The 26,082-nt window shown below is 45.6% G+C and carries 25 protein-coding genes; 12 read left to right on the plus strand and 13 right to left on the minus strand.

Annotation, left to right across the window (positions count from 1 at the left end; all coding sequences use genetic code 11):
• Positions 1 to 183: 183 nt before the first annotated feature.
• From J2T16_RS07830 to J2T16_RS07845, 4 genes are all read left to right on the plus strand, one after another.
• A complete protein-coding gene (locus J2T16_RS07830; RefSeq protein ID WP_090924727.1) occupies positions 184 to 1,005 on the plus strand; it encodes a YitT family protein in 822 nt (273 codons plus the stop codon).
• A 167-nt stretch (positions 1,006 to 1,172) separates the two neighbouring features.
• The gene (locus J2T16_RS07835) at positions 1,173 to 1,367 is read left to right on the plus strand and encodes a hypothetical protein (RefSeq protein WP_090924726.1); all 195 of its coding nucleotides are present in this window, start codon (positions 1,173 to 1,175) and stop codon (positions 1,365 to 1,367) included.
• Between the two features lie 162 nt (positions 1,368 to 1,529).
• Positions 1,530 to 2,720, plus strand: coding sequence for a putative glycoside hydrolase (locus J2T16_RS07840; RefSeq protein WP_221786524.1), 1,191 nt, complete (start codon positions 1,530 to 1,532; stop codon positions 2,718 to 2,720).
• A gap of 264 nt (positions 2,721 to 2,984) precedes the next feature.
• Entirely contained in the window at positions 2,985 to 4,334 is a 1,350-nt protein-coding gene (locus J2T16_RS07845; protein WP_499018196.1) for an MATE family efflux transporter, read from the plus strand.
• Between the two features lie 126 nt (positions 4,335 to 4,460).
• Here J2T16_RS07845 and pfkA read toward each other — a convergent pair whose 3' ends face one another.
• Both pfkA and J2T16_RS07855 read right to left on the minus strand, forming a co-directional pair.
• Entirely contained in the window at positions 4,461 to 5,432 is a 972-nt protein-coding gene (gene pfkA / locus J2T16_RS07850) for a 6-phosphofructokinase (RefSeq protein WP_123064288.1), read from the minus strand.
• Positions 5,433 to 5,485: 53 nt separating this feature from the next.
• A complete protein-coding gene (locus tag J2T16_RS07855) occupies positions 5,486 to 6,565 on the minus strand; it encodes a tetraprenyl-beta-curcumene synthase family protein (RefSeq protein ID WP_499018076.1) in 1,080 nt (359 codons plus the stop codon).
• 180 nt (positions 6,566 to 6,745) lie between these two features.
• On the opposite strand from J2T16_RS07855, the gene J2T16_RS07860 reads away from it, so the two are divergent.
• Complete coding sequence (locus tag J2T16_RS07860; RefSeq protein WP_499018077.1) at positions 6,746 to 8,086, plus strand: polysaccharide biosynthesis protein; 1,341 nt, start codon at positions 6,746 to 6,748, stop codon at positions 8,084 to 8,086.
• Positions 8,087 to 8,189: 103 nt separating this feature from the next.
• Entirely contained in the window at positions 8,190 to 9,362 is a 1,173-nt protein-coding gene (locus J2T16_RS07865; RefSeq protein ID WP_221786523.1) for an MFS transporter, read from the plus strand.
• A gap of 109 nt (positions 9,363 to 9,471) precedes the next feature.
• Here J2T16_RS07865 and J2T16_RS07870 read toward each other — a convergent pair whose 3' ends face one another.
• A complete protein-coding gene (locus J2T16_RS07870; RefSeq protein WP_499018078.1) occupies positions 9,472 to 9,669 on the minus strand; it encodes a cold shock domain-containing protein in 198 nt (65 codons plus the stop codon).
• Between the two features lie 163 nt (positions 9,670 to 9,832).
• Between J2T16_RS07870 and J2T16_RS07875 the strand changes: the two genes are divergently transcribed.
• The 5 genes from J2T16_RS07875 (at position 9,833) to J2T16_RS07895 (ending at position 13,964) form a co-directional block, all read left to right on the plus strand.
• Complete coding sequence (locus tag J2T16_RS07875) at positions 9,833 to 10,066, plus strand: hypothetical protein (RefSeq protein ID WP_090924721.1); 234 nt, start codon at positions 9,833 to 9,835, stop codon at positions 10,064 to 10,066.
• A gap of 3 nt (positions 10,067 to 10,069) precedes the next feature.
• A complete protein-coding gene (locus J2T16_RS07880) occupies positions 10,070 to 10,255 on the plus strand; it encodes a hypothetical protein (protein WP_090924720.1) in 186 nt (61 codons plus the stop codon).
• A 248-nt stretch (positions 10,256 to 10,503) separates the two neighbouring features.
• Positions 10,504 to 12,294: an oligoendopeptidase F gene (pepF, locus tag J2T16_RS07885; RefSeq protein WP_154960060.1), complete on the plus strand. Its 1,791-nt coding sequence runs from the start codon at positions 10,504 to 10,506 to the stop codon at positions 12,292 to 12,294.
• 134 nt (positions 12,295 to 12,428) lie between these two features.
• On the plus strand, positions 12,429 to 12,815 hold the full coding sequence (locus J2T16_RS07890; protein WP_154886587.1) for a LapA family protein: 387 nt from the start codon (positions 12,429 to 12,431) through the stop codon (positions 12,813 to 12,815).
• 108 nt (positions 12,816 to 12,923) lie between these two features.
• Positions 12,924 to 13,964 (plus strand): M42 family metallopeptidase, encoded by a 1,041-nt coding sequence (locus J2T16_RS07895; RefSeq protein WP_221786522.1) that lies wholly within the window; start codon positions 12,924 to 12,926, stop codon positions 13,962 to 13,964.
• Positions 13,965 to 14,150: 186 nt separating this feature from the next.
• Here the strand turns inward: J2T16_RS07895 and J2T16_RS07900 are convergent, their stop codons facing one another.
• From J2T16_RS07900 to J2T16_RS07915, 4 genes are all read right to left on the minus strand, one after another.
• Positions 14,151 to 15,095 (minus strand): hypothetical protein, encoded by a 945-nt coding sequence (locus J2T16_RS07900; RefSeq protein ID WP_221786521.1) that lies wholly within the window; start codon positions 15,093 to 15,095, stop codon positions 14,151 to 14,153.
• A 196-nt stretch (positions 15,096 to 15,291) separates the two neighbouring features.
• Complete coding sequence (locus tag J2T16_RS07905; protein WP_221786520.1) at positions 15,292 to 17,229, minus strand: ABC-F family ATP-binding cassette domain-containing protein; 1,938 nt, start codon at positions 17,227 to 17,229, stop codon at positions 15,292 to 15,294.
• Positions 17,230 to 17,298: 69 nt separating this feature from the next.
• Complete coding sequence (locus tag J2T16_RS07910; protein WP_221786519.1) at positions 17,299 to 17,877, minus strand: TetR/AcrR family transcriptional regulator; 579 nt, start codon at positions 17,875 to 17,877, stop codon at positions 17,299 to 17,301.
• Positions 17,878 to 17,891: 14 nt separating this feature from the next.
• Positions 17,892 to 18,701, minus strand: coding sequence for a DUF92 domain-containing protein (locus J2T16_RS07915; RefSeq protein WP_154984010.1), 810 nt, complete (start codon positions 18,699 to 18,701; stop codon positions 17,892 to 17,894).
• 241 nt (positions 18,702 to 18,942) lie between these two features.
• Here J2T16_RS07915 and J2T16_RS07920 point away from each other — a divergent pair, with 241 nt between their 5' ends.
• Positions 18,943 to 19,347: a hypothetical protein gene (locus tag J2T16_RS07920; protein WP_253495679.1), complete on the plus strand. Its 405-nt coding sequence runs from the start codon at positions 18,943 to 18,945 to the stop codon at positions 19,345 to 19,347.
• 148 nt (positions 19,348 to 19,495) lie between these two features.
• Here the strand turns inward: J2T16_RS07920 and J2T16_RS07925 are convergent, their stop codons facing one another.
• The 6 genes from J2T16_RS07925 to hemE all read right to left on the minus strand — a co-directional run bounded on the left by J2T16_RS07925 (position 19,496) and on the right by hemE (position 25,962).
• Positions 19,496 to 20,128, minus strand: a complete 633-nt coding sequence (locus J2T16_RS07925; protein WP_336122302.1) for a fumarylacetoacetate hydrolase family protein — start codon at positions 20,126 to 20,128, stop codon at positions 19,496 to 19,498.
• 75 nt (positions 20,129 to 20,203) lie between these two features.
• Positions 20,204 to 20,956, minus strand: a complete 753-nt coding sequence (locus tag J2T16_RS07930) for a glycerophosphodiester phosphodiesterase (protein WP_336122301.1) — start codon at positions 20,954 to 20,956, stop codon at positions 20,204 to 20,206.
• A gap of 27 nt (positions 20,957 to 20,983) precedes the next feature.
• Positions 20,984 to 22,387: a CapA family protein gene (locus J2T16_RS07935; RefSeq protein WP_499018080.1), complete on the minus strand. Its 1,404-nt coding sequence runs from the start codon at positions 22,385 to 22,387 to the stop codon at positions 20,984 to 20,986.
• A gap of 140 nt (positions 22,388 to 22,527) precedes the next feature.
• Positions 22,528 to 23,955, minus strand: coding sequence for a protoporphyrinogen oxidase (hemY, locus tag J2T16_RS07940; protein ID WP_499018081.1), 1,428 nt, complete (start codon positions 23,953 to 23,955; stop codon positions 22,528 to 22,530).
• Positions 23,955 to 24,905: a ferrochelatase gene (hemH, locus tag J2T16_RS07945; RefSeq protein ID WP_336122298.1), complete on the minus strand. Its 951-nt coding sequence runs from the start codon at positions 24,903 to 24,905 to the stop codon at positions 23,955 to 23,957. The genes hemY and hemH overlap by 1 nt, the downstream gene beginning before the upstream one ends.
• Positions 24,898 to 25,962, minus strand: coding sequence for a uroporphyrinogen decarboxylase (hemE, locus tag J2T16_RS07950; RefSeq protein ID WP_090924707.1), 1,065 nt, complete (start codon positions 25,960 to 25,962; stop codon positions 24,898 to 24,900). The genes hemH and hemE overlap by 8 nt, the downstream gene beginning before the upstream one ends.
• Positions 25,963 to 26,082 lie beyond the last annotated feature (120 nt).

Below are 26,082 nucleotides of genomic sequence, written 5' to 3' on the forward strand. Positions count from 1 at the left end.
CATAATTCCATGAATGGGTCCCCAAGATAAGACTAAAACTACAATCATGTGTTTGAAACATTTCAAATTTTAGCTTTCGATTTGGGAAAAGTTTCCTACTCAAGAATATCCACAAATCATTATATCATAAAACTATTCAAGATTACCAGCAATCTGGTTTTAAATAAAAATGAGGTGATTAAATTGCCCAAAATAATTTGGCACTCTTTGGTGATCATTTTGGGTGCTGCAGCTATTGCTTGCGGCTTTAACTGGTTTTTGGTGCCCCACCAGCTTCTGAGCGGTGGAGTATCCGGTATTTCCATGCTTTTAGGTTATTTTACCAATTTGAATCTTAGTATAATGTATTTTGTTCTTAACATCCCTCTGCTCATTGCAGGTTGGTTTATTCTTGGACGACGTTTCATTATATTGAGCATTGTGTCGGTAGCAGCCACTTCCTGGTTTATTGGACTGCTGCCTGTTTCTGCTGTAGCGACCGATCCAATTCTAAGCTGTGTGTTTGGCGGCGTGCTGGTTGGAATAGGTACCGGTGTTTCCTTTAGAGTGGGCGGCTCTACTGGAGGCTTGGATATTGTCGGTTCCATTTTCACCAGAAATCGTGATTTCCCGATTGGCACCGTCATGGCGGGTATGAATGGAGCGATCATTTTACTAGCTGGTTATCTGAATAATAACTGGAATACCGCTCTGGCCTCCATGGTTTCAATCTATGTTACAGGTAAAGTGCTGGATCTCATTCATATCAGTCACGTCAAGGTTACGCTCTACATCATCACCAATGAAACCGAAGCGATGCTGAAAAAACTTCTGACTCGTCCACGCGGCGTCACAAAAATTAAAACCCAAGGGGCATACACTGACATTGAAAAGGATATGTTAATGACTGTGACTACCCGTTACGAACTGGTTGAGATCAAACGCATTATCAAAGAGACCGATCCAAAAGCATTTGTTAACATCGTGGAAACCGTAGGCGTGATGGGCTCATTCCGCCGCAGTTAGTTATCTGCCCGTTAACAATTCGCAAGTTTGTGGTATAATAATGGTGCACCGCTCTTAAATATGTTGTAAGCAGGTTCTAACCTTTACTTTTCACAAAGCCATATGCTTTCCCGATTCGCGCCGAATGACTTACCATTTTGGAATTCGAGTAGGAAAGGGTGATTATTGTGGATACGGAAACGGTAAAACTGTTTGAAATTGTCAACAAATGGTGCCCGGAAATGCTCCCTTTCTTAAAACCGAATGAACTCGACTCTTTGATTGTTCTCCGGGATGGGCTGGGCATCCTGGAACAGGGAGATGCAATGGAAATCATTCAGTACAGTATTTGTGAGCATCAGAATGATGTGTATATTCAATAATATTTTTCAGATCGATTACGCCGCTTCTTGACGAGGTATTCCTCAGTCAGGGAGCGGTTTTCATTTTTTCCACATGTTTCATAAAAGGATTAATATGGTTAAAAGCACGGAGGCTTTGTTGTATAATCAAGTATGGAATGTACATAAAGGGAGTGAAAAAGTATGAACATACTGTGGGCTTTGTTCGCAATGGCCTTGGGAGGTTTCGGAGGAACGTCGGTAGCTCCGGATCTGGGTCATAGCAATAATAGTCAATTACCCTCGTTAAGCAACAGTTTTAACACAGCCATTATTCAATCACAAAAAGAACAAGTCGTCATTGATGCTGACAATCCCCCTGCCAAGGTCGATCCGCAACCTGATGCTCCTGTTGTTAAAGGCATATATGTCACAGCGTACAGTGCTGGTGGCGCAAGAATGGCACAACTGCTCGAACTAACCGATCAGACAGAACTAAATGCTATGGTTATTGATATCAAGGATGATCTCGGGTATATCACATATCCGTCCAAAAACAAAGCCGTGAAAACTATGGGCGAAGCAAAATCTTTTATTCGAGATATCAATGCCTTGATGAAACGATTAGAGAAACACAAAGTGTATCCTATCGCACGAGTTGTTGTATTCAAGGACACCATTCTAGCGAAGAAGAACCCCGAACTATCCTTTCGTAATAAGGACGGCTCTGTATGGGCCAACGGTAAAGGAGACAGTTTCGTGAATCCTTACAGCAAAGAGGTATGGGATTATAATATTGAAATTGCCAAAGAAGCGGCGAAGCTCGGTTTCAAGGAAATTCAGTTTGACTACGTTCGCTTTCCCGAGGGATTTGAAACACGCGCAGATACACTAAAGTACACACAGACCGATCAATCACGTGTTGACGTTGTCGCCGAATTTGTGCAATACGCACGTAAAGAGCTTGCACCTCTTGGTGTCCGAGTTTCGGTAGATATTTTTGGATATGCAGCCTCTGTGCCGGCAGCCGAAGGTATTGGTCAGGATTTTGTGAAAATATCAGAAAACGTGGATGTCATCTCACCTATGGTCTATCCAAGTCATTATTCCACCGGCTGGTATGGTGTGAAAGACCCTGACAAAGACCCCTACACAACGATTAAAGGTTCTATGAAGGATACACATAAGAAGCTCGACCCTACCAAAGAACTCAAACCAATCATTCGGCCATGGATTCAAGACTTCACCGCAAGTTGGCTGGGTAGCGGACATTATATCAAATACGGTAAGAAACAGGTCGAAGATCAGATTAAAGCGATGAAAGAAATGAATGTGGATGAATATTTGCTATGGAATGCATCCAATCGCTATACTCCTGGCGTACAGTACAAATAACTTAATTAGCACTTATAAAATTTTACTCGTTTAACCGCAGATTTGATTATGAACTCCATAATCTCGAGCCTCGTCCCGTTTATCGCGGGAGCGAGGTTTTTTATATTTTAACATCCTGAATATTTGTTAAGGCACTCTGTTCCTGCTTCAAGCCCCTTTCTCCTGTTGCACTATCCAAATTCGTAAAAATCCTCTACAATTAATAGCTGTCTGATATGACATCAGCATGATAACTATATAGATCGTGAGGCACCTTAAGTGAATATGAACACATCGAGCTTTCCACAAAAGATCAAACAGTTCCTGATTATATTTTTGCCCATCTTCACCACTCAAATTGCGCTTTCGGCCATGTCGTTCTTTGATACGAATATGTCCGGCAAATTTTCTCCAGCTGATCTCGCAGGAGTCGCTATAGGTACAAGCCTATGGATGCCCGTGCAGACCGGACTTAGCGGGATTTTAATGGGAATAACCCCTGTTGTCTCTCACCTGCTCGGCTCCAGGCAACATGATCAGATTGGACGGAGCGTCATTCAGGCGCTCTACCTGGGCATTGCTGTAGGTCTTATTGTGCTAGGAGCAGGCGCTTTATTGTTGAGTCCCATTTTAAACGCGATGCCCCTCGAGCCGCATGTTGCAAATGTAGCGTTTTATTTTCTGTGTGCGCTAGCTTTTGGCATTATGCCCCTATTCGGATATACAGTACTTCGCAGTTTTATGGATGCACTTGGACAGACACGTGTTACCATGCTCATCACACTCGTCTCGCTCCCCGTTAATATTTTGCTCAACTATCTGCTCATTTTTGGGCGGTGGGGTTTCCCTCAATTAGGCGGTGTTGGTGCAGGTGTGGCCACAGCATGTACATATTGGCTTATTTTTTTGATTAGCCTGTTTTTCGCCCATCGTATCGAGCCATTCGCCAAGCATTCTATTTTCCGTCAATGGTCACGGATCTCGTTTAGCAAATGGAAGGAACTTCTGGTCATTGGGGTCCCGATTGGATTTGCAACCTTTTTTGAAACGTCTATCTTCGCTGCGGTCACCTTGCTGATGAGCCGATTCGATACGGTCACGATAGCCGCCCATCAGGCAGCACTGAACTTCGCTTCTACACTCTATATGTTACCTGTGAGCATCTGTATGGCACTCACCATTCTGGTTGGCTTTGAAAATGGTGCAGGCCGACTGAAAGACGCCAGACAGTATAGTCTACTAGGAATCGGGGGAGCTATTGGCCTTTCCTTGATTACAGCGATTATTTTGCTGGTTTTCGGAGAGCCCATTGCGAGAATTTATTCCAACGAACAGGAAGTAATTACACTAACGCAGCATTTTCTAATCTACGCAATTTTCTTCCAAATTTCCGATGCCATTGCTACGCCGACACAAGGAGCACTACGGGGGTACAAAGATGTCAATCCGGCGTTAATCATTACCTTTGTCGCTTATTGGATTATCGGTCTGCCCGTTGGTTATTTTACGGCAACTTACACTTCACTTGGGGCATTTGGATACTGGATTGGTCTTATTGCAGGACTCGCAGTGGGGGCAACTGCGCTGTTGTGGAGACTGTTCCGGGTTCAGAAGAAAGCTTCCCTTCGCGCGTAAGCAAACTGCGTTCTCCTCGCATGCTTTTCTTCTTTCTTCACACAGAAGAAAGAGAATACACCGAATACAAAAAGAAGAGCACAGCTCCGAATCATACGGAGTGTGCTCTTTTTTTGTTGAAAGGAATTATTGAGACAAGCGTTGTGCAAGCTCATACGTTTCCATATCAAATGCTTTTTTCGTATTTACAACTTTATCGATGTCCGTAAGAACCAGCTCACCTTTGACAAGTCCACAGCCTTTATCCGTCTCGCCCGCAATCAGACTACGAACAGCGAAGTCACCAAGACGGCTAGCGAGGTTACGGTCAAATGGCGTTGGTGTACCACCGCGCTGGATGTGTCCAAGAACGGTAACACGCGGCTCATATGTCGGGCAGCGTTCCATCAGTTCTTTGGCCACGTCTTCGCCTTTACCTACACCTTCAGCTACGATGATAATACTGTGGCGTTTGCCGTGTGCAAAGTTTGCTTTCATACGTTCAGCCACTTCGTCCATGTCAAAGGGTACTTCCGGCACCAGAATGGTTTCTGCTCCCGAAGCAAGTCCGGCATGGAGCGCAATATCTCCGCAGTGACGGCCCATAACCTCAACGATCGATGAACGTTCATGGGAAGACATCGTGTCACGAAGCTTGTTTACCGCATCAACCACGACGCTTACGGATGTATCAAATCCGATTGTATAATCGGTGAATGAGATATCATTGTCAATGGTACCTGGCAAACCCATCGTATTAATGCCAAGCTTGCTCAATTTGTTTGCACCATGATATGAACCGTCTCCGCCAATAACAATAAGACCATCAATACCGCGTGCGCGCAAAATATCTGCTCCTTTTTGCTGGCCTTCCGCGGTATAGAACTCTTTACAACGTGCAGATTGCAGAACGGTTCCCCCGCGCTGGATAATATCCCCAACACTGCGCAGATCCATCGGGAAAATGTCATTGTTCAAAAGCCCTTGGTATCCGCGCTGAATACCGAACACTTCCAATCCGTGAAATAGTCCGCTGCGAACAACCGCACGAACAGCCGCGTTCATCCCCTGTGAATCGCCACCGCTCGTTAGCACTGCGATTTTCTTTACTGCTGTCATGATGTTTCTTCCTCCTCTAGTTTCACTTCAGGCTCCGCAACAATACACCTGACTTACATATGCTTCCGTATCCACCGACTGAAAATGAAGAAAAACACACGTGTCATTGGACTGTTCTTCATCAAGCGTTTGGACACGACGCGAACTTCATGCTGTTCGCTGACTTTGGGATCAGACAGGTAAATGGCTATCAGTCCTTCAATAATCATCCGGTGAAAAGAAGTGCCCGGAATCTTCTGCACATCACTGCGAGCCATCTCCACAATAAAAGCAATTCGTTCCAGCATCATCTCTACATTCTCATAATAATTGCAGAAGTTGAGATCCCCACCGACACGATCCTCATCCTGATCGATCAAATAATCGAGCATGATGTGTAATGCGCATACGTGCGGGAAATAGGCAGTGTGGATCGATACCGCCTGCTCTTCGGTCAGCTGATCGTCACTTGCAGCGAGAAACAGCATAAATACACCCAGAGTAGAGCCCGTAGCAGCGGCAAATTCGTTCCAGCGTAACTGAGGTGTGCGGTGGCGATGCTCCGACCACCATTCGAGCAAAGCCGTTTCTCTCAGTTCCGGTTTGATGTGCTTATATACCTGCAGGTCCGTGTATAGGCCTGCCAGATCCTGTATTTGGGGCTTGGCTGACGAATATCCTGGTAGCTGACGAGTGAGCTCCTGACATGTCGTCACCAGATTCCGTAGGTACCCACCGTCATCCTGATCCTCACGGAGCGCATAATAATTGACAGGTGTTGCCTCGGGATCTACCGCATCAAGCATAGATTGATGGAGCAAGCGAAAATCAGCCGGGTCCATCGAGGTGCTGCGGTCACACAGATTGTCCAAATAATCACTTATGGTTTGATACGAAACGATTAGCGGAATAAGAATATGTCTATTGGACATATCCGCTAATGCATAGACAGTTCCACCTTCACAGTGAAATTGCTTATCCCTTAGACTGGCAAGTGCTTGAGTACGTAATTCCTCATTTGGAATTGTCTCTGCCTGAGCACGCCATCCATCCAATGCCTTACGCGTTTCCGGAATGGTGTATTTGTACACCCCTCTCATCAATGCCAGCGGTCCTCGCGGGTACTGATGACGTTTTCGATTTGATTGGCTCAAAATAAATGTGCCTCCACTTTGGTTGAATACGTATTAGAGCGATTTTAACCATTCCTATTATAATATGATCCCCTTAATTGTACAAATGATCTACCGCATAAACCGCGTAAAAAATCGCATCCCCGTTCAAAGCTTTATGATATACTATCCATATTTCTATCCATCAAAGGAGTCGTTGACATGTCGTCAGGTGAACCACTTTCGTGGAGACGGTTATTTTCTTTTTTTGTGCCACTTGGCATCTCCGCCTCTCTAGTTACGATATCACACGTAATCATTAACAGCACACTTGCACGCTCTGCTCATCCAGAGACTGTTATTGCAAGTTATGCCATTGCGGGAAGTTTGCTGACCCTCACGGAGCGTCCCTCCACCTTGTTGCGTCAAACCTGTTCCGCCCTGGTGCGTGACCGCCTCTCCTTTCAGGCTCTTACGTTTGTGACCAAAATATTTCTGGCTTGCGTGCTACTCATCGGATTTCTTATTGTGTACTCACCCATTGGTACCGGTGTGTTCAAATATTTATTCGGCGTCAGCCCGGATCTACTAAGCAAAGTGATCGACGTATACGAGATCCTGATGTACGTCAGTATTTTTTCTGTCATCCGTAATATCTATCAAGGCATAATCATCACAAATAACCGAACCAAATGGCTCACGATCGGCATGGTATTCAGGTTAGCGGGTATGTATGGGTTATCCCTGTACTTCATCTACACAGACTCTATTAACAGCGGTCGTGTAGGCGCTATCATCTTTGCTACGGGAATGATGATTGAAGCTCTGGTTAGCTACTTGGAAGGCAGAAACATTATGAGAAAAATGCCTGCCAAGCTGGAGGATCATCCCGTTGAGAGCAAGGGGGATGTGTATCGTTTTTACAAACCATTGCTTTTATCCAGTTTTGTAGCCCTGTTTATAGGTCCTGTCATTAACATTGTGCTCGGTAAAACAACCGGAATCGCGCTGGCTATCTCCTCTTTTGCTGTAGCGAGCAGTCTGATGCAGCTCATGTTAAGCTTTTTTACCTACATTCATCAGATCGTGCTCAACTTCTATCTGATCGATGCCAAACTCGTTAAGAAATTTGCGCTCGTTACCGGTTTTATACCGTTCGCGATGACTGTCTCCATTGCGTATACGCCTCTGGGACCATGGGTACTCGAAAATATCATGAGCGTTCAGGGCCAGCTACTGGAGCAAAGTCTCTGGACACTTCGCGCCTTTGTATTATTTCCGCTGATCTCTCCTTTTCTGGACTTCAGCAATGGTCTTATTCTGCTTCGCGGTCAGACCAAAACGATGTTTCGTTCACAGAGCGCCAATGCGATTTGCACAATTATAGTATTGCTTATTCTGGTAAGCATTTTCCCCGCTTGGAATGGTATGATCGGGGCAGCCGCCCAATCACTTGGTTTGCTTGCAGAACTTGTTATTGTCTGGCTGGTCATCCGGCGCACGCAAAAAGAACCAACGATGTCTATCCCGCCATCTCGCGGCTCTTCATCCCTGAAAGGCTAGTCCATTTGGGAACACAGTCATATCATATGATCTATGAAACAAATTATCAGAAGTCTAAATCATGAAATAATCTGAATTAGATTTAAGAACGGAGTCTCTCATCATGAAATCAAGTCATACGGCCCGGCCAGATCAGAACTGGCTCCGGGCACTAATGTTCACCATCTTTGGTTCTACCGCACTGGTAGTCTCGTACTTCCAGCTTTACTTCAGCCATCTTGGCTTCAGTCCTGCCGAGATTGGTTACCTGTATGGCATCGGACCGCTCATTTCTGTATTCTCCAATATGTTCTGGAGCATGGCGAGTGATAAATACAAGACCGTACGGAAAGTGATGATCCTACTGCTCGGCGGCCAGCTAATCACTGGAATTCTGCTTGCCAATGCATCAAGCTTTGGCGAAGTGTTTGTCCTTGTAACTCTATTTTACTTTTTCTATTATCCGGTCTACCCACTGTCGGATACGATGGCAATTACAACGGCGAATAAATATGGTCGAAATTTCACGTCCATTCGAGTGTTCGGTTCCATCGGATATGCTTTTTTTGCCCTTAGCATCGGTTACGTCCTTGGCTCTTTTGGTTCCGAATGGACGATGTGGATCTGCATTAGCCTTGCAGCTGTGACCTTACTGATCAGCTTCCAATTACGGGACCAGCCTGCTGGTAGCAGTAGCAAAATGGATTTATCCGGATTGTGGGCTATCCTGAAACGCCGAGATGTTCTTGCTTTTTTCGGCTGTGTGTTTCTGCTAGCTATGGGTCATCGGATGAACGAAGCCTTTCTGACGATCACACTCAAAGATTTGGGTGCCAGTGAAGGATTGATCGGCTGGTCCTTGCTCATCTCCTCTGTGAGTGAGATTCCGATATTTTTGCTACTAAGCAAATATGGAAACAAATACAAGGAACTCCCACTTCTCACCTTAGCGGCCTTGATGTATACCATTCGATTATTATTCATGTCTATCTCGCATACACCAGCAGCCGTTGTTCTTATTCAAACGATGCATAGCGTTACATTCGGTATCTTTTATGTCACTGCGGTCCGTTATATAACCCGACTCGTTCCTGATAATTTTCGAGCAACGGGCATGGCTTTATTTACGATTGTGTGGTCTAGCTCTTCTGGACTTTTAAGCGGAACCTTGGGTGGCTTGTTATTAGAGCTTACAGGACGTCAGACGTTCTATCTTACCGCTATGTCCTTTGCACTAGCTTCATTGATTGGTTTCGGCTTTCAATTGTTACGCACGACAACGCATCGTTCCACATGAGCGCTGAAAACCAAAAAAAGCACAGTCTCCGAATGGGGACTGTGCTTGTGTTTGTGATGTTCAGCTATAATCGATCATTTATAAGAAGTCCGTGAATGACGGAAAAATCTTACAATTTAGTTACGTTAGCTGCTTGAGGACCACGGTTTCCATCAGTGATTTCGAATTCTACCGATTGACCTTCTTCCAATGTTTTAAAGCCGTCGCCTTGGATTGCGGAGAAATGTACGAATACGTCCTCGCCGCCTTCAACTGAAATAAAGCCATAGCCTTTTTCTGCGTTAAACCATTTAACTGTACCTTTCAAATGAACAACCTCCTAAAAATATCGCCATCTATGGCGAATATCCTTATTATACTGTATGGGCTTCCATTTTGCAATTTATCTTTTCCATAATTGATGAAAAAATTTGCTTTGCATCGTAGTGTACGGTATCATTTTACCAAAACCGTTAGTTTGGAGACTACCTATGATAAAAAAACATGAAATATACAAAACAGACAAGTGGAATATGATGACTGTAGAAGTACAAGGCAAGTATCTCGTTCTACGGGAAATATCAGAAGAATGGGGCGAAGAATGCCACACATTCCTTAGCCGTCCTGCATTAATGCATTGGGCCGAGCGTCGTTTCCCGAAAGAGGATTTCGAAAATCGTGAAGAGGAATGGCGTGCGTTAATGGCTGCCTTCAAGGGAGTTTAATCGATGCAGCTTGATTCAGGCAATGTCGTTATCTTCATTATCCTTGCCTTCGCACTGGGGTTTGCGCTGATCCTGGGACGTAATTCCGTCCCGGATCGTCTTAGAAGAGGAATGGCGCTAATCGCTACATTGCTCGTATGTTTTGCCTTTTTCCTCATCGTATATTACCTCGTTAACATGGGAGCCTGATACAGAATTCTGAACGTGTTAACACGCGATTCAAGGCGCTCAAATATTTCGGCTGTGCCCAGGTCATACTATACGAAGTTATTAGGGACGAGTGATTCGTATGGTAAGGAGGAAGGCCGTTGAAATATCAGAAATCGTTATCTGTTCTTCTGGCTCTTAGTCTTATTCCTTCGTCTCCTGCTGCACTTGCACAGGAGACGAAGGCGGCTATGCCCGTATTTTCAGCACATAATCAAAGGAGGATTCCCATGAGTAAACTATTGAAACGTTCCGAGGTGCCCGCCGAGCATACATGGAAACTGGAAGATTTATATGCCGATCAGAAGGCTTGGGATCAGGAGTATGAAGAAGTATCTTCTATGATGAAAAAAGCCTCCGAATTTCAAGGCAAATTAAATCAGCCTGACGTCCTTAAAGCCAGCTTCGAATTCGAAGACGAAATCGGGCTCAAGCTTGAACGGCTTTTCGTATATGCTCGCATGCACCAAGATGAAGACACAGCTAATCCTACATATCAAAGCCTGTCCCAAAAAGCTCAAAAACTCGGAGTACGGGTAGGCGAAGCACTTTCCTTTGTCACACCTGAGATTCTTTCTTTACCGGATTCAGAGCTTGACGCCCTTATTAAGAATGAGAGTCTCTCCGCATATACGTTTACCTTGGAAGAGATGAAACGGGAAAAGGCACACGTATTAAGCCAGGCGGAAGAAGCACTGCTCGCACAGGTCGGCAATCTGTCCCAAGCACCGCAGACCATCTTCAGCATGCTGAACAATGCGGATCTCAAGTTTCCACGGATTAAAGATGAGAATGGCAAAGAAGTCGAATTGACTCACGGCAGCTATATTCAGTTTCTTGAGAACCCAAACCGTGAAGTTCGGGAGCGCGCTTTCAAAGCGGTATATGAAACCTACGCAAAACAGAAAAATACGATCGCCGCAGCACTGAATGCCAACGTAACCAAAAATATGTTTTATGCCAACGTGCGGAAGTACCCTTCTGTCATGGAAATGAACCTGTATGGTGACAACATCCCAACGGATGTGTATAACAACCTGGTAGACACGATTCATGAAAGTCTTCCGCTCTTGCACCGTTATATGGATCTCCGTAAAAAATTGCTTGGTGTGGATCAACTACATATGTATGATCTATTCGCTCCACTTGTGGATGAATACAAGATGGACATCACCTATGAAGAAGCTAAAAAGACAGTCAAGGAAGGTCTCGCGCCACTCGGCAAAGAATATGCAGAGGCTCTTCAGGCTGGATATGATAATCGTTGGATTGATGTGTACGAAAATGAGAACAAACGCTCAGGTGCGTATGCATGGGGTGCCTATGGCACTCACCCGTATGTACTGCTTAACCATAAAGACAATCTGAACAGCATGTTCACATTGGCACATGAGATGGGTCATGCGCTGCATTCCCATTATTCGGATACAACCCTTTCGTATCGTGATGCACAGTATACGATTTTCCTTGCAGAAGTAGCTTCAACGACAAACGAGGCACTGCTCATGGACTACATGTTGAATAAATCAACAGATCCGAAGGAAAAACTGTATTTACTTACGTATTATGCAGATCAGTTCCGGACTACGGTATTCCGTCAAACCATGTTCGCAGAGTTCGAGAAAATTATTCATGAACGCGCTGAACAAGGCGAAGCTCTTACACCACAGTTACTGTCAGAAATTTATTACGATCTCAATGTACAGTACCATGGTAAAAATATGGTCGTTGACAAAGATATCGAGATGGAATGGGCACGTATCCCCCACTTCTATAACAGCTTCTATGTATATAAATACGCTACAGGTTTCTCGGCAGCGACCAGCTTCTCGAAGCAAATTCTGGAAGAGGGCCAACCTGCAGTCGATCGTTATCTCGGATTCCTGAAGAGCGGTGGAAGTGACTACTCCATTAATATTTTGAAAAAAGCGGGTGTGGATATGTCAACACCGCAGCCTATCCGCGAAGCGATGAGTGTATTCAAAGAATTGATCGAACAGATGGAACAGTTAACCAAATAAGGTTGCAATCCCCTGTAATCTGTATCCCTTGCCCCGGGCGGGCAAGGGATTTTATAATCAAGCGAGATGCAGTACTCTTGAAAAAGGGTAATGCATTCTAGTTAGCATTTGGTTCACAACAAGGAGGCAACATCATGAAAATGCAATGGGCACTTATCGCAGGTCTTGTTTTTGCGCTGCTGACAGGAATTTTTGCAGTCATCAATGTAGATTCTGTTCAGGTTAACCTGCTGTTCAATACGGTTCGGGTTCCATTGATTTTGCTGATTTTAGGCTGTACTTTAATTGGTGGTATCATTGTAGGCTCTTACGGAATTTACCGTCAATATCGACTGCAACGGGAGAATAAACGCCTGCATCTGCGTGTAGCTGAATTGGAAGCTTCTGCAGCCAGCGCTACTACACCCGTTTCTTACGATAACATGGATTCCACCCGCTCAACCGAACCTGAACACGATCACCAGCTGCACAACGATTCAATCCAGACTCAGCAAAAAGGCAACAATACAGGTACGTTGTAGAAATCAATCAGAAAACAGCCTGCTGGTAGATCGGAATGGACATGTATTCCCCCAGACAGGCTGTATTCTATTTGACCTGTACCTGCAAGACAAAGGAGGAAAATATTGATGAATTTTACTATTGATGAATCTTACGTTCTGTCTTTTTTGAAAAAATTACTGGATACACCCAGTCCAAGCGGATACACTCACCACATTATAGAGATGATTCGCAAGGAAGCGAGTTCCCTGAACATCTCCTGTGAACTGAACAACAAAGGTGGAGCTATGCTCACACTGCTCGGTGAAGATCCTTCCAGAACCATTGCTTTAAGTGCGCATGTAGACACGCTCGGTGCCATGGTGCGGTCCATCACCTCTTACGGCACGTTAAAACTGACCTCTGTTGGCGGTTTTACGATGCATAGCATCGAGAACGAGTATTGCTCCATTCACACTAGAGACGGCAATGCATATACGGGAACGATTCTTTCTCTGCATCCATCCGTGCACGTATACCCTGATGCTCGTACGTTTGAACGCTCGGAAAATCATATGGAAGTCCGGATTGATGAAGTGGTATCGTCCAAGGAGGATGTATTAAAGCTTGGTATTGGTGTAGGTGACTTTATCTCTTTTGATGCCCGGGCTGTCATTACACCAAGCGGTTACATCAAATCTCGCCATCTCGACGATAAAGCCAGTGTAGCGGCCCTGTTTGGTATTCTTGAATCCGCTCATCGTGAAGGCTGGAAGCCTGTACATAACGTTTCTCTGCTCATCTCAAACTATGAAGAAGTTGGACACGGAGCGGCATATATTCCGGCAGAGATCAGCGAAATGATTGCTGTGGATATGGGTGCCATGGGTGATGATCTTAGCTGTAAAGAAACGGATGTATCCATCTGTGCAAAAGACTCTTCCGGTCCTTATGACTACGATATGACAAGTCGTCTAATTGAGCTAGCCAAACAGGATGGCATGGACTACGTGGTAGACATTTATCCTCAATACGGCTCTGATGGCAGTGCTGCCTTGCGTGCAGGAAACAATATTCGCGCTGCCCTGATTGGCCCAGGCGTTCACGCTTCTCATTCTATGGAGCGCACGCATAAAAGCGCGGTAATCAATACAGCCAAGCTACTTGCTGCATACATTACTACGAAGTAAGGAATGAAGCTAGGTTAGGTTACTTTTTAATGCACAATCCCTTTGTTTATTGCTTTGATTCAGTTCATTCAGTTAATTAAGCCATTCTCAATATTAAAAAGGACACATTCTTTGACCGCATGAACGGCGTGGAAGTTGTGTCCTTTATTATTTGAAACATGTAGCCACATTAGGCGCATCTCATGATCAGGCCTGTTCCACATACTCTCTATAACGGCGTTCCTGAACCTGAAGCCGGGCTTCGTGATCCTTAATCTCTCCATGTAAAACCTGTATTGTCTGTCGTACCATGCTAAGTCCATGTTTCACCTGTTTCTCGGCACTACGAATTTTATCCTGAATCATCCAATCCACAAAGAAGTTATCAAAGAAATAGTCCGCAAAGGACAGCAGACCGCCCAAATTCAAATCGGCGTTTACCGCCATTTCTACATCTTCTAATTCCTTCTGAAAACGACGCAGACGCTTACCCGCATCCATAATAGCCACTTGTGCATCATCCATACGACTGCGCTTGATATGCGTGGAGATTGCACCTCCACCCATCATGTCATAGATCCCCCAATTTCCTGCTGATTCTAAAGCCTTCTCTGCACGTTCAAGCGCATATGCCAAGTAATCTCCTTCTCTGAGAGCCTCGTTAAGCTCTTGTAGCTCACTTGCCAGATGCTCCCGTACTTCAGCCAATCGTTGCAGTTCTTCATCCTGCTTAAGCAAGCGTTGTTCTTTTTTCCCCCATAATACCTGATAGTCACTCTCCCAGTACCGATATTGCGATTGTCTTTGAAGCTCTTGCTCAACTTGATTCCGTTGCTCTTGAACATCCTGTAACATTCGGCAAGCTGTATCATAAGCTGACTTGCTCTCCAGCAGTTCAAGCTCTTCTTTCTCCAAACGTTCCGTCTTCTTGCCGATCAGATCATAGAAAAATGAGGCCAAGCTCATGCCGTTCAGCCGATCCACGTCCTCCTGTTCCTTCTGAAGAGCTACGGTGCAATGTTCCACTTTTGCTTCCCACTGCTTCTCCTCCTCTTGGAGCTTATGAAGTCTTTTCGTCCATTTTTCGTAGATTCTTCCTTTTTCCTTAAGCATGGCGAGTTGTTCATTGATTTCATTATTGATCAATTTCACGCTCTCTCCCTTCTATGGAATTCATTACTAATAAAACGTAATAAACAAGGGTAACGTTTCATCTTTTATGTTCAATGTCTGGATTCATCCATGTTATTTAAAGCAAAAATGCCTCCTCCAAAGCGGCACAAAGCCGCCTGATGAAGAAAGGCATTGGTATGGTAAAGTATGTTTTGTTTGCTTGACGTCAACCAAATTAAGATTTGTTTTGCTCAATCTGCTCTGCTAGCTCGTTAAGCACAGTCCAACGCTCCATCAATTCGTCCAAATGACGCTCTGCCTCAGCCTGTTCTGCCATTAACTCTTGCAGACGTGCTGAGTCGCTAAAGGATTCTTCCATCTCCTTGTTAATCCGGGCAAGGTTTCCTTCAGCCTTTTCGATATTTTCGTCGATTTGATCGTATTCACGCTGTTCCTTGAAGCTGAATTTTAATTTAGGTTTTGCCTGTGTTGTAACTGGAGTCGAAGCTTCAACGCTTTTCTCAGTGACCTGTTTCTTGGCTGCACTCGCACCGCTCTCTTGATTACCAGCGGCATTTTTGAGCATCCATTCCGCATATTCACTATAATCACCTACGTGCACACGTACAGCGCCGTTCCCCTCAAACGCCAGCACTTTGTCTACTGTACGATCAAGGAAGTAACGATCATGCGATACAACGAACACAACGCCCGGAAAATCATCCAGATAATCTTCAAGCACAGCAAGTGTCTGAATATCCAAGTCATTAGTCGGCTCATCCAGTAGCAGTACATTCGGAGCAGCCATCAAAATGCGAAGCAGATACAAACGACGTTTCTCTCCGCCCGACAACCTGGCAATCGGTGTCCATTGGGAGGTTGGGTTGAATAAAAAGCGTTCAAGCATCTGTGAAGCGGTGATCAATGAACCATCTGCTGTTTTTATATTTTCAGCCACTTCCTTGATGTATTCGATCACGCGCAACGTTTCATCCATCTCCTGATGTTCTTGAGTAAAATAACCCAGATTCACGGTTGGCCCCAGAACAACTTCTCCAGCGTCCGGTTGCAATCGACCTGAAATCATCTGTAGTAAAGTAGACTTACCGCTACCATTCGGACCTACAATGCCTACGCGGTCGCCAGGAACAGCAATATAGCTGAGATCGTTGATCAGCTTGCGGTTATCAACAGATTTGGAGAGATGTTCAATCTCCAGTATCTTTTTCCCCAGACGCGTAGAACCAACAGACACTTCCAGAGAGCCCGAGCGTTGGACACCCTGCTGATCTTTCAGTTGTTCGAAGCGATCAATTCTCGCTTTTTGTTTTGTAGTCCGTGCTTTAGCTCCGCGGCGAATCCACGCAAGTTCGGTTCGTAACAGATTCTTGCGCTTTTGTTCTGAGGCCGACTCCCGTTCTTCCCGTTCAGCCTTCAGCTCCAGAAACCGCGTATAATTCGCCTCATATCGGAACAAACGCCCGTGATCAAGCTCCAGCATAACATTGGCCACTCGATCCAGGAAGTAACGATCATGCGTGATCATAAGTAATGCGCCACGGCGTTTCTGCAAATACTGCTCCAGCCATACGACAGAATCATTATCGATATGGTTCGTAGGCTCATCGAGAATGAGCAATTCACAAGGATGGATTAACGCGGAAGCAAGCGCAACCCTTTTTCGTTGTCCACCTGACAATGTCCCCATAAGTGCATCGAACTGCTGTATACCCAGCTTGGATAAAATGCTCTTCGCTTCACTCTCCATCTGCCAAAGCTGAAGTTGCTCCATTTGTTGGTTCAGGCGCATCAGACGTTCATTCAAAGCCGTATCTGATGGGTTTAATTCGAGTAGTTCCATCGTTTCCGTGTACTCGCGCACGGTTCTCATCTCGGCACTGTCACCTTCAAACACTTGTTGCAATACGGTGTTGTTCGAATTAAAGTCCGGATTCTGCGCCAGAAACTGCACGCGTACATCATTGCCGATGGAAATCTGTCCCTCATCCGCAGGCTCCATACCTGCAATAACGCGCAAAAATGTCGATTTACCTGTCCCGTTTACACCAACAACACCGATTTTATCCTGATCCGCCATACCGAATGAAGCATCCTTAAACAGGATTTTCTCGCCATAACTTTTTGCAATCTGCTCTACGGTCATTATATTCATTGCACGTTACCCACACTTCTCTATAATTTAAAATGCTCTATCCTCAACTACACGATCTTGCATACCAGCTTATACTCGCAGAAATGAACGGCATCCGTCCAAAAACAGCGCCGCTGCAAAAGCAATTCGTTTGTTCAGGTCTTGTTCATTAAACTCTGGATTCAGCATAATATCCATCTTCAGCCGATCCAGAATGCCGATATACGCTTCAGCCAGTAACACAGGCTCAGGTACACCCGCACTTTCCAGAACTTTGCATACCATGCTCATATACTCGTTCATAAAAGCTTTCATAAACTTCATCAAATCCGGATCATTATTCGGTGCCATAAAAAATAACTTCGTATGATTGCGCCGTTCATAATAATACGTCAGATGTGTCTTGGCGATCGCGCCAAGCTTGTCACCCGTGTTCTCGTGTGCTTGTAATGCATATTCCAGGCGGCTGATAAAGCTGTTACAATCCCGCTTGGATACAGCGACAAACAGTTGTTCCTTGCTTTTAAAATATAAATAAATCGTGCCTTTGGCAATGCCAGCTTCATCGGCAATATCGGACATTTTAGTCTCATAGAATCCTTTTGATCCAAATATGCCGTAGGCCGCATCCAAAATCGCCTCCGATTTGTCTCCCTGCACCGTATTCAATCTGTATCCCCTCCCTACAACGCCAAAAGGCTACCTAATCCTATAGCTATACATGCACCAATCACAGAACTGAGCACATTGACCAGATCATTACTCATCCAGGTCCAGCCCCGAGCCTGTATTGTTGGCTGACCACAATGTTCATGAACTTCAACCTCTCGGCCACATACTGTGCAACGATACATCTTTTGCACGGTTGCACCGAGATAGGAATCAGCAAACGCTCCTGCTAGCCCACCGATCAGTCCAACCAGAGTCCAGCCAAACCAGCCTGTTTGCTCCAATCCGCTAATCGACGCAAAAGCAAATGCCCCTGTACCAATTACAATACCGCCGAGCGCAGCCGCTGAACTCCCTAACATAGAAACGCCTCCCGAGGCTCCGGGGGTTAACACCTTCCATGTGAGTATAGAGCGAGGGGGCTTGCGACTGAGACTTCCGATTTCGGTTGCCCATGTATCCGAGGTGACCGTTGCCATAACTCCGATAAAAGCATACAACCACGCTGGATGCGGCATGATCCAGTTTGCCAGACATAACAGCATACCTATACCGCCATTGGCCATCACTTGCCCGGCATCCCGATTACCTGTCTTGGCATAAGACTTCTCCATCTCCTGCTTGCGATCTTTGCGAAACCTGGAAAGCAGTGTTGACGTGATAAAAAATAACAGCAGTGTGCCAAACCAGAACAGATTGCCTGCCCCGTAATATATCGTACCCATCAGAATTGCAGCAAGGCATCCAGACAGGGTTAGCGATTTCTTTGCATAAGCGGCCCCCGCTACCAGAGAAGCGCACACAGCGCCAATAATCCAATCCATAAGCTCTCCTGCATGTGACATCAATACCTTGCACATGACGTTTATATATTTTTGAAAGTTAATTATACCACGGTTTTACGCCAAAGCAGAAACTGAACATGCGGCTAGATAAAACCTTATTTATTTTTAAGTTTTACTTCAGGTTTCCGAGTTACAATTGATCTAGCTCAAACAACAAAATTAACTGAACTACTTCGATTCAGTTCATACACAACAACACAAAACAAGGAGCATAATAACGATGAATATGAAAAGAGTTTTTATTCTAGGCACAATGATTGTTACAATGTCTTTCGCTGGTTCTGCATGGAGTAAATCTACCATCTCCCCCATTCCCGAACCCAAATGGTCTATTGTCGATCTGGAGAACAGCAATGAGAATGAAGATGATGATTTGCTTAGTGCACTGAACCAGGCTTCAGAAGAGGAGCTGGCGGAGAAACTGTATCAGGGACATTCACTACGAACAATTGCAGAGGGTAGCGGAGGCGATTTTGCTAAGGCCATTGCCATTCAGATTAAACAGCTTCAGTCACAGCTGGATGAGCGCCTTGCTAGCGGAAGTATCAGTTCTGAGCAGCACGCTCTTCAGTCCCTGGAAATTGCAGAATTGCTCACAGAGAGTGCTAACAAAACATATATCTAGTTCCCGTTTCATTTCAATCTATAAAAACTTCAAGGCAGCGCAACGCAAAAAAGGAGCGCATAATCACACTCCTCCTGTTAACACGGATCTATTTTGATTCTGTTTGCGCTCGGTGGCATAAACCTTATGGATTATAGCGTTGATTCAATTACTCCGCTGCCTTGATCGTACATGCTCCCAATGATTCATCCGCCCACGCCAGCTCAAGCACATCTCCAGGCTGCGCAGCACCTACTCCTTCAGGTGTACCTGTAAAAATAATATCTCCCGGCCCTAGGCCATAATGATGACCTACATAATCTACAATATCTTGTAAACTGAAGATCATGTTGACGATATTGCCGCGCTGAACCTGAACGCCGTTCTTCGTCAAGGTGAAATCTTTTTCGAGTAGTGCTACTGCTCCAGGAAATGTCTGAAAGGGTGTGATGGGTGCGGAGTTTTTAAACCCTTTGGCGGCCGTCCACGGGTGTCCCTTTTTCTTAATCACGGTCTGCACATCACGCAACGTAAAATCAATACCAAATGCATAGGCATCGACCAGTTCATCGACTCGCATTTCCGGCTTGTAATCCTGACCAATGCGAATGACCAATTCAGCCTCATAATGAACTTCGCCTTTAGAAGCTGGCAATTCTAAACTCTCTCCATTCAATGGCACAACCGCATGAGAAGGCTTCATAAAAATCATCGGTTCATCTGGAACGGCATTACCCAGTTCCTCCGCATGAAGCTTATAATTTCGTCCTACACAATACACATTGCGAATATTCGTCAACATAGAGTTGCAACCACCTTTACTGGATTTATTATTTCGTTCATTGCTTCGTTTGTTAGTTCGATTACAACTTTACAATTAAGGTCTGAAAAAGCGGCTACTCGTCTCCTGAAATGCATCTTCCCAAACATCGGGACGATTCGTACATATCATCACATCCGGGTTGATAGCAGCCAGCTTTTTCATACTTGACTTGTCATCCACTGTCCACGCCATCACTCGAATGCCAGCAGCATTCATCTCATTCATTAACGCTTTGTCTACATTGGTGTACCCGATGGAGAGGAACGTGCAATGCATTTGTTTCAATGCTACAAGCAGATCGCCGGGTTTGGCATCAATGATGAGACCCGTTTCTAATTCAGGTGCGAGCTTTTTCACTTCAACCAGCGCTGCAGGCTCAAACGATGTGATGACAACATCATGCTGCATATGTCTTTTTCTAATTTCGTGAATCACCGCTGCAGGCAGACCCGGATACATGTCTCCTTGTGTTTTCAATTCGATGTTTAATCGAACTTTGCCACAGGAACGATCCAAGAGTTCGCTCAAGGAAGGTATACGCTCCCCCGTGTAGTTCTTGCCTTTCCATGATCCTGCATCCAGTTGTTTCAATACAGACCAATCGGTATCCTTCACCCGACCCTTACCATTCGTCGTTCGCTCCAATGTGAAATCATGGATCACCACAGGCACGCCGTCCCGGGATAGTTGCACATCCAGTTCCATCCACTGGACTTCAGGTCTTTCCATCGCCATATTAAATGCGGCCATCGTGTTCTCTGGTGCAATGGAAGAAAATCCACGATGCGCTACACACAGATTGTTCATTATCATCTCTCCTCAGCAAAACGCTACTTAGTTGGGCACTACAGTTCCATCTGCGTTCACTCGAATACCTGATGACATCTTAGCCATCTGCTCCAGTAGAAGTCGGTTCACCTCATCAAGCATTGGAACAGCCTGCCCAAGAGCAGCCTCATATGGAATCACCTTCATACTACACACCGCTTCGCGACTGCAACGCGCCTGAAAGACAGCTGTTTTCCACGTTTCTTCATTCGTCGATTTCGTAAAAATAAAATTCCCCGTACTATATGCAATCCATTTGCCTTTATAGTACTCAAGCCCCTGTAAAACATGAGGATGACCGCCAATAATCAGATCGGCTCCCGCATCCACAAATTCGTGCGCAAGCCTCGTTTGATCGGCATTCGGGGTACTTACACGCTCTTCCCCCCAATGCGCAACGACGATAACCAGATCAGCCTTCTTACGGGCCGACTGAATCGCTGCGATCGCTCTTGTGGAGTCATACGCTTCCGCTACGCCTGCCCGATTCCCGTCTGCCTTCCAGCTAGCCACAGGAACAACCCGACTGAACCCAAGCAAGGCAATTTTCATGCCTTTGCGCTCAAAATAGGCAGGTTCATAAGCCTCGGTACCATTCATACCCGCGCCAGCATGTGCGATACCGTAATCATTAAGATACGTTAACGTATCGACCAGCCCTTCCACACCTTGATCCAGAATGTGATTGTTTGCCAGATTAACGGCGTCAAACCCCGCTGCAGACATCGCCTGCAACGCTTTAGGGGAGGATTTGTAAACATAGGTTTTATCCGCAGCGCCCGTACCACCATGGGTCACCGGGGTCTCCAAATTACCAATCGTTAGATCGTCATTCTGAAACATAGAGCCAAGCTTGGCAAAGGGGTAATCATATCCGTTCTTTTCCAGCAATTCTGCAACTTTTCCGGAAAATTGAATATCGCCGACAAAATGAATGGTGACATCCTTAGATGAATCAGATGTTGAGGTTCCCTTATTGCTATCTGCCTTATCCGAGGCTCCTTTTCCAGTAGTGGCAGGTTTTGTTCCCGTTGTCGGCTTATCACCGCCTGCCCCTGAAGTTTCATTGATACCAGATCCCGAGTTATCTACAGCATCATCTGGCTCTGCATTTGGCTTCCCCTCTACCGAAGCTGCATCTTTATCCGGTACTTCAACTGAATCAGCATCAGACTCGGGCTGGTTCAATGCATCCCCACCCTTATCGTCCGCTCCTGAAGGTGGCTCCTGTTGCACGACCTCTGAATTAGCAGGCTGGGATGGTTGTTGTTCACGTGTGTTTAAGAGGTAATATAAGGCGATAAGACCAATGGCTACAATTAATATTACATTTACAATCCTGATTTTTGTATTACGGGTACGTCTTACTTTTTTCTTTTCTGAGCTTCGCTGTGATCTTGGGGGATACATAAGCAACTCCTCTTCTTAACAATAAATCCATATGCATACCATTATATCAAGCATATTCTGGATGTACATCCTATAAAAAAAAGGCCGTCCCTTCTGTAGATGTTGCTACATTGGAGACGGCGGATCTATAATTCATACTTTTAGTTCGTTGAAGTCAGCTGTGCCGAGGCCTGTATGGACATTTCTTTCGCTTGTCTGATACAGTCCGGTAACCCCACACCCTCATAACCAGCCCCTGCAATATAAACACCCGGAATTTTTTCTCCAAGCTCTTTACGAAGGTTAGTGAGATGCTGAAGATGGCCGACAGGATACTGTGGCATCGATTTACGCAATCTAGTAATCTCGGAGAAGATCGGAGTTGCTTCAATACCCATCGTTTCTCTCAGATCTTTCATGACTAGCTCCGTAAGTGCCTCATCGGGAAGCTCCACATTCTGTTCGTCTCCAGAGCGGCCAACATAACAACGAAGCAAGACTTTGTCGTCCGGGCTGGTATGAAGCCACTTGGTAGATGTCCACGTGCAGGCCGTAATATTACGTCCTTCTTTTCGTGGCACCAGGAACCCTGAACCGTCGAAGACATGTTCCACTTCTTTTTTCTCAAAAGCCAGAACGACGTTAGCAACAGATACATAATTGATTGCATCCAGCGCCGATGTGTCCACATGCGGTTTTAGAAGCCCAGAAGCCACATAGGTCGGCACGGTGATTACAACGTCATCGGCTTCCAGAAATTGTCCGTTATCGAGTTCAACCCGATATCTGGCGTTCTGTGCATCCACACGCTCCAAGGATTGGGCGGCTGTATTCAAACGCTGATCCACATCATGAAGCTCATGGACAAGCGCATGCACAAGACTTTGCAACCCCTGACGGAAGTTCAGAAACGCACTCCGTTTGGTGCCTGTATGTGTCTCGGTCGGTTTGCGTCCTGTCATCATGCCTCGGATTAAGCTGCCATAATCCCGCTCCACCTCTCCGAACTGCGGGAAGGTTGCTTGTAGGCTGAGCTTTCGCATATCTCCTGCATATATACCCGCCAGAAGCGGCTCAGTCAGGTTTTCCAGCACTTCCGGGCCAAGCCTGCGCTCAATCATATAACCGAGAGATTCATCCTCTGTTGTACGTTTAGGCGGAATAATAAAATCCATCAGTGCTCGCAACTTGCCTGCCGGAGAGACCAGCCCACTTCTCAGAAAAGGTTTCAGTTCTGTCGGGATGCCTAACACCAGACCGGCTGGCATGGGATGAAGCTTACCACGCTGCATAATATATGTTTTCTTCGACTCCGGGTTTTGGCTGACGAGTTCATGATCCATCTCCAGTTCCTTTGCCAGATCAATCATCGCTGTTTTGCGAGCCAGGAAAGAGTCAGGACCTTTCTCGATTACAAATCCGTCCCGATGCAACGTTTCGATCATGCCGCCCATAGACGAACTCTTCTCAAGCAAGGTAATCACAGGTTCATAACCAACTTCCCTGTAATGCTTGCGGATATAAAATGCCGCGCTGAGGCCCGTCAGGCCCCCGCCGACAATAACAATACGTCTTTTCTTGTCTTCCATTAGTTATCAGACCCTTGCTGCCATTGGCTAATAATAGATTCGCTCAATGTCTCCATATACAACGGGTCACTATTAAGCGAATCGATGCGCATCAATCGCATGTCCATTTCTTTAGCAATCGCTTTGGCTTCAATGTCGAGATCATATAACACTTCCAGATGATCTGAAACAAAGCCAATTGGAGCCACAAGTACATCTTCCACTTGTTCGCGCGAAAGCTCCTGAAGTGTGTCCAGGATGTCTGGGCCGAGCCAAGGCTCGGCAGTTCGTCCAGCACTTTGCCAAGTGAACTGCCAGTTCCCAATCCCCACTCGAGAAGCGATGGCCTCGGAAGTTTCCAGCAATTGATTTGGATAAGGATCTCCCATGTCAACAATGCGGGCGGGCAGACTGTGAGCACTAAACAGTACCTTCACATCTCCGCGTTTCGCTCCCGCTTCCTCGAATGCATCAAGCTTGGCACTTACCCGCGTAGAAAGAGCCTGAATGAGCTTAGGATGCAAATGATAACTTTCGATGAAGGACATCTGGATACCAAGTTCTTCGGCTTTTTCTCGTGCACGTTTGATGTAACTGCCCACACTCATCGTGGAGAAATGAGGCGCAAGCACAATGCCAATAGCGGTCTGAATTCCATCTTTCGCCATCTGTTCCACCCCATCCTCAATAAAAGGATAAGCATGTTTTAGTCCTTGATAACAGCGGAATTCGACCTCGCCGCGACGCTCATCCTTTTGCAACGTCTCCTGAAGGTTTTTCACCTGGTTATCCGTGTTCTCACGTAGCGGGAAAACACCGCCAACAATTGCTTCATAGCGATCTGTCAGCTCTTTCAGTTGTTCCGGCTCAGGCGGACGCCCTCTGCGGATATGCGTATAATACGCCTCAACACTCTCCATATTTTCAGGTGTGCCATATGACATCACCAGTACGCCTACAGTATTAGTCATTACTTACCGTCACTCCCGTCTTCAAAGCTTCTGTTGAATATTCATGAATATATGCTGTCAGTTCTTTTAATTTATCAAGAGAAGCTTCAGGGAACAAACCATGTCCCAGATTGAAAATATAACCCGGGTCCTTGATCCCTTCATCTATGATGACTTTTGCCTGTTCTTTAATTAACTCCATTGGCGCAGTCAGGATGTACGGATCCAGATTACCCTGCACCGCAAATTTACCGCCCAAGCGCCTACGTCCTTCGGATATGGAAACTCTCCAGTCCAGTCCGATGACATTCGCCTGCAAATCCTGCAAGGTTGGCAGCAACTCACCTGAGGCCACTCCAGGGAAATAGATTTTCGGTACATTCAAATCGGATAATTCGGTAAAGATACGAGTAATCGTTGGCAGCACATACGTTTTGAAATCTTTGGGAGAGAGCGCCCCTACCCAGCTGTCAAACAACTGAAATGCCTTACCGCCATTCGCGATATGAGCACGAATATATGTAATGACCATATCGCCAAGCTTCTGCATCAGTTTGTGCCATACTTCCGGCTCACTGTACATCATCGTTTTGGTTCGAATATATCCTTTCGAAGGTTGACCTTCGATCAGATAACTTGCAATCGTAAACGGAGCCCCAGCAAATGTAATTAGCGGAACGTCAAGTTCCTTGTCCAGAATACGAATGGTTTCCAGAATATGAGACAAGTCCCCTTCCACGTCGATGGGACGCAGACGATCTACATCGGCAGCCGAACGAATGGGGTTATCAATCACCGGACCTATATTTTTCACAATGTCAAAATCAATGCCAAGTGAAGCAACCGGATTCATAATATCGGAATACAAAATAGCCGCATCCACACCCAGTTTACGTACAGGCATGAGTGTAACTTCAGCCGCCAGCTCAGGTTGCTGACATATTTCAAGCAAGGAGTACTTTTCTTTAATTTTGCGATATTCAGGATCGTAACGTCCAGCCTGACGCATATACCATACCGGCACACGGTCAACCTGCTGTTTGAAACTTGCCCGAATCAGTCGATCATTATAGCTCATGTAAGAAGCCTCCAATAGTTTTTGGACTCATAACTACCATTATGCCCTTTTTAAACAGCCGTAACAACCATATGGGGATGTGTTCCAAGTGACAATACTATGACATTCGTTACACCCCTC

Source organism: Paenibacillus intestini, from assembly GCF_030803945.1.
GTDB classification, from domain to species: domain Bacteria; phylum Bacillota; class Bacilli; order Paenibacillales; family Paenibacillaceae; genus Paenibacillus; species Paenibacillus polysaccharolyticus.

Coding starts and splice junctions, on each gene's coding strand:
- J2T16_RS07840 (WP_221786524.1), top strand. CDS start 1,530: ATGAACATACTGTGGGCTTTGTTCGCAATGGCCTTGGGAGGTTTCGGA.
- J2T16_RS07845 (WP_499018196.1), top strand. CDS start 2,985: ATGAACACATCGAGCTTTCCACAAAAGATCAAACAGTTCCTGATTATA.
- pfkA (WP_123064288.1), bottom strand. CDS start 5,432: ATGACAGCAGTAAAGAAAATCGCAGTGCTAACGAGCGGTGGCGATTCA.
- J2T16_RS07860 (WP_499018077.1), top strand. CDS start 6,746: ATGTCGTCAGGTGAACCACTTTCGTGGAGACGGTTATTTTCTTTTTTT.
- J2T16_RS07865 (WP_221786523.1), top strand. CDS start 8,190: ATGAAATCAAGTCATACGGCCCGGCCAGATCAGAACTGGCTCCGGGCA.
- J2T16_RS07875 (WP_090924721.1), top strand. CDS start 9,833: ATGATAAAAAAACATGAAATATACAAAACAGACAAGTGGAATATGATG.
- J2T16_RS07880 (WP_090924720.1), top strand. CDS start 10,070: ATGCAGCTTGATTCAGGCAATGTCGTTATCTTCATTATCCTTGCCTTC.
- pepF (WP_154960060.1), top strand. CDS start 10,504: ATGAGTAAACTATTGAAACGTTCCGAGGTGCCCGCCGAGCATACATGG.
- J2T16_RS07890 (WP_154886587.1), top strand. CDS start 12,429: ATGAAAATGCAATGGGCACTTATCGCAGGTCTTGTTTTTGCGCTGCTG.
- J2T16_RS07895 (WP_221786522.1), top strand. CDS start 12,924: ATGAATTTTACTATTGATGAATCTTACGTTCTGTCTTTTTTGAAAAAA.
- J2T16_RS07905 (WP_221786520.1), bottom strand. CDS start 17,229: ATGAATATAATGACCGTAGAGCAGATTGCAAAAAGTTATGGCGAGAAA.
- J2T16_RS07915 (WP_154984010.1), bottom strand. CDS start 18,701: ATGGATTGGATTATTGGCGCTGTGTGCGCTTCTCTGGTAGCGGGGGCC.
- J2T16_RS07920 (WP_253495679.1), top strand. CDS start 18,943: ATGAATATGAAAAGAGTTTTTATTCTAGGCACAATGATTGTTACAATG.
- J2T16_RS07925 (WP_336122302.1), bottom strand. CDS start 20,128: ATGTTGACGAATATTCGCAATGTGTATTGTGTAGGACGAAATTATAAG.
- J2T16_RS07930 (WP_336122301.1), bottom strand. CDS start 20,956: ATGAACAATCTGTGTGTAGCGCATCGTGGATTTTCTTCCATTGCACCA.
- J2T16_RS07935 (WP_499018080.1), bottom strand. CDS start 22,387: ATGTATCCCCCAAGATCACAGCGAAGCTCAGAAAAGAAAAAAGTAAGA.
- hemY (WP_499018081.1), bottom strand. CDS start 23,955: ATGGAAGACAAGAAAAGACGTATTGTTATTGTCGGCGGGGGCCTGACG.
- hemH (WP_336122298.1), bottom strand. CDS start 24,905: ATGACTAATACTGTAGGCGTACTGGTGATGTCATATGGCACACCTGAA.
- hemE (WP_090924707.1), bottom strand. CDS start 25,962: ATGAGCTATAATGATCGACTGATTCGGGCAAGTTTCAAACAGCAGGTT.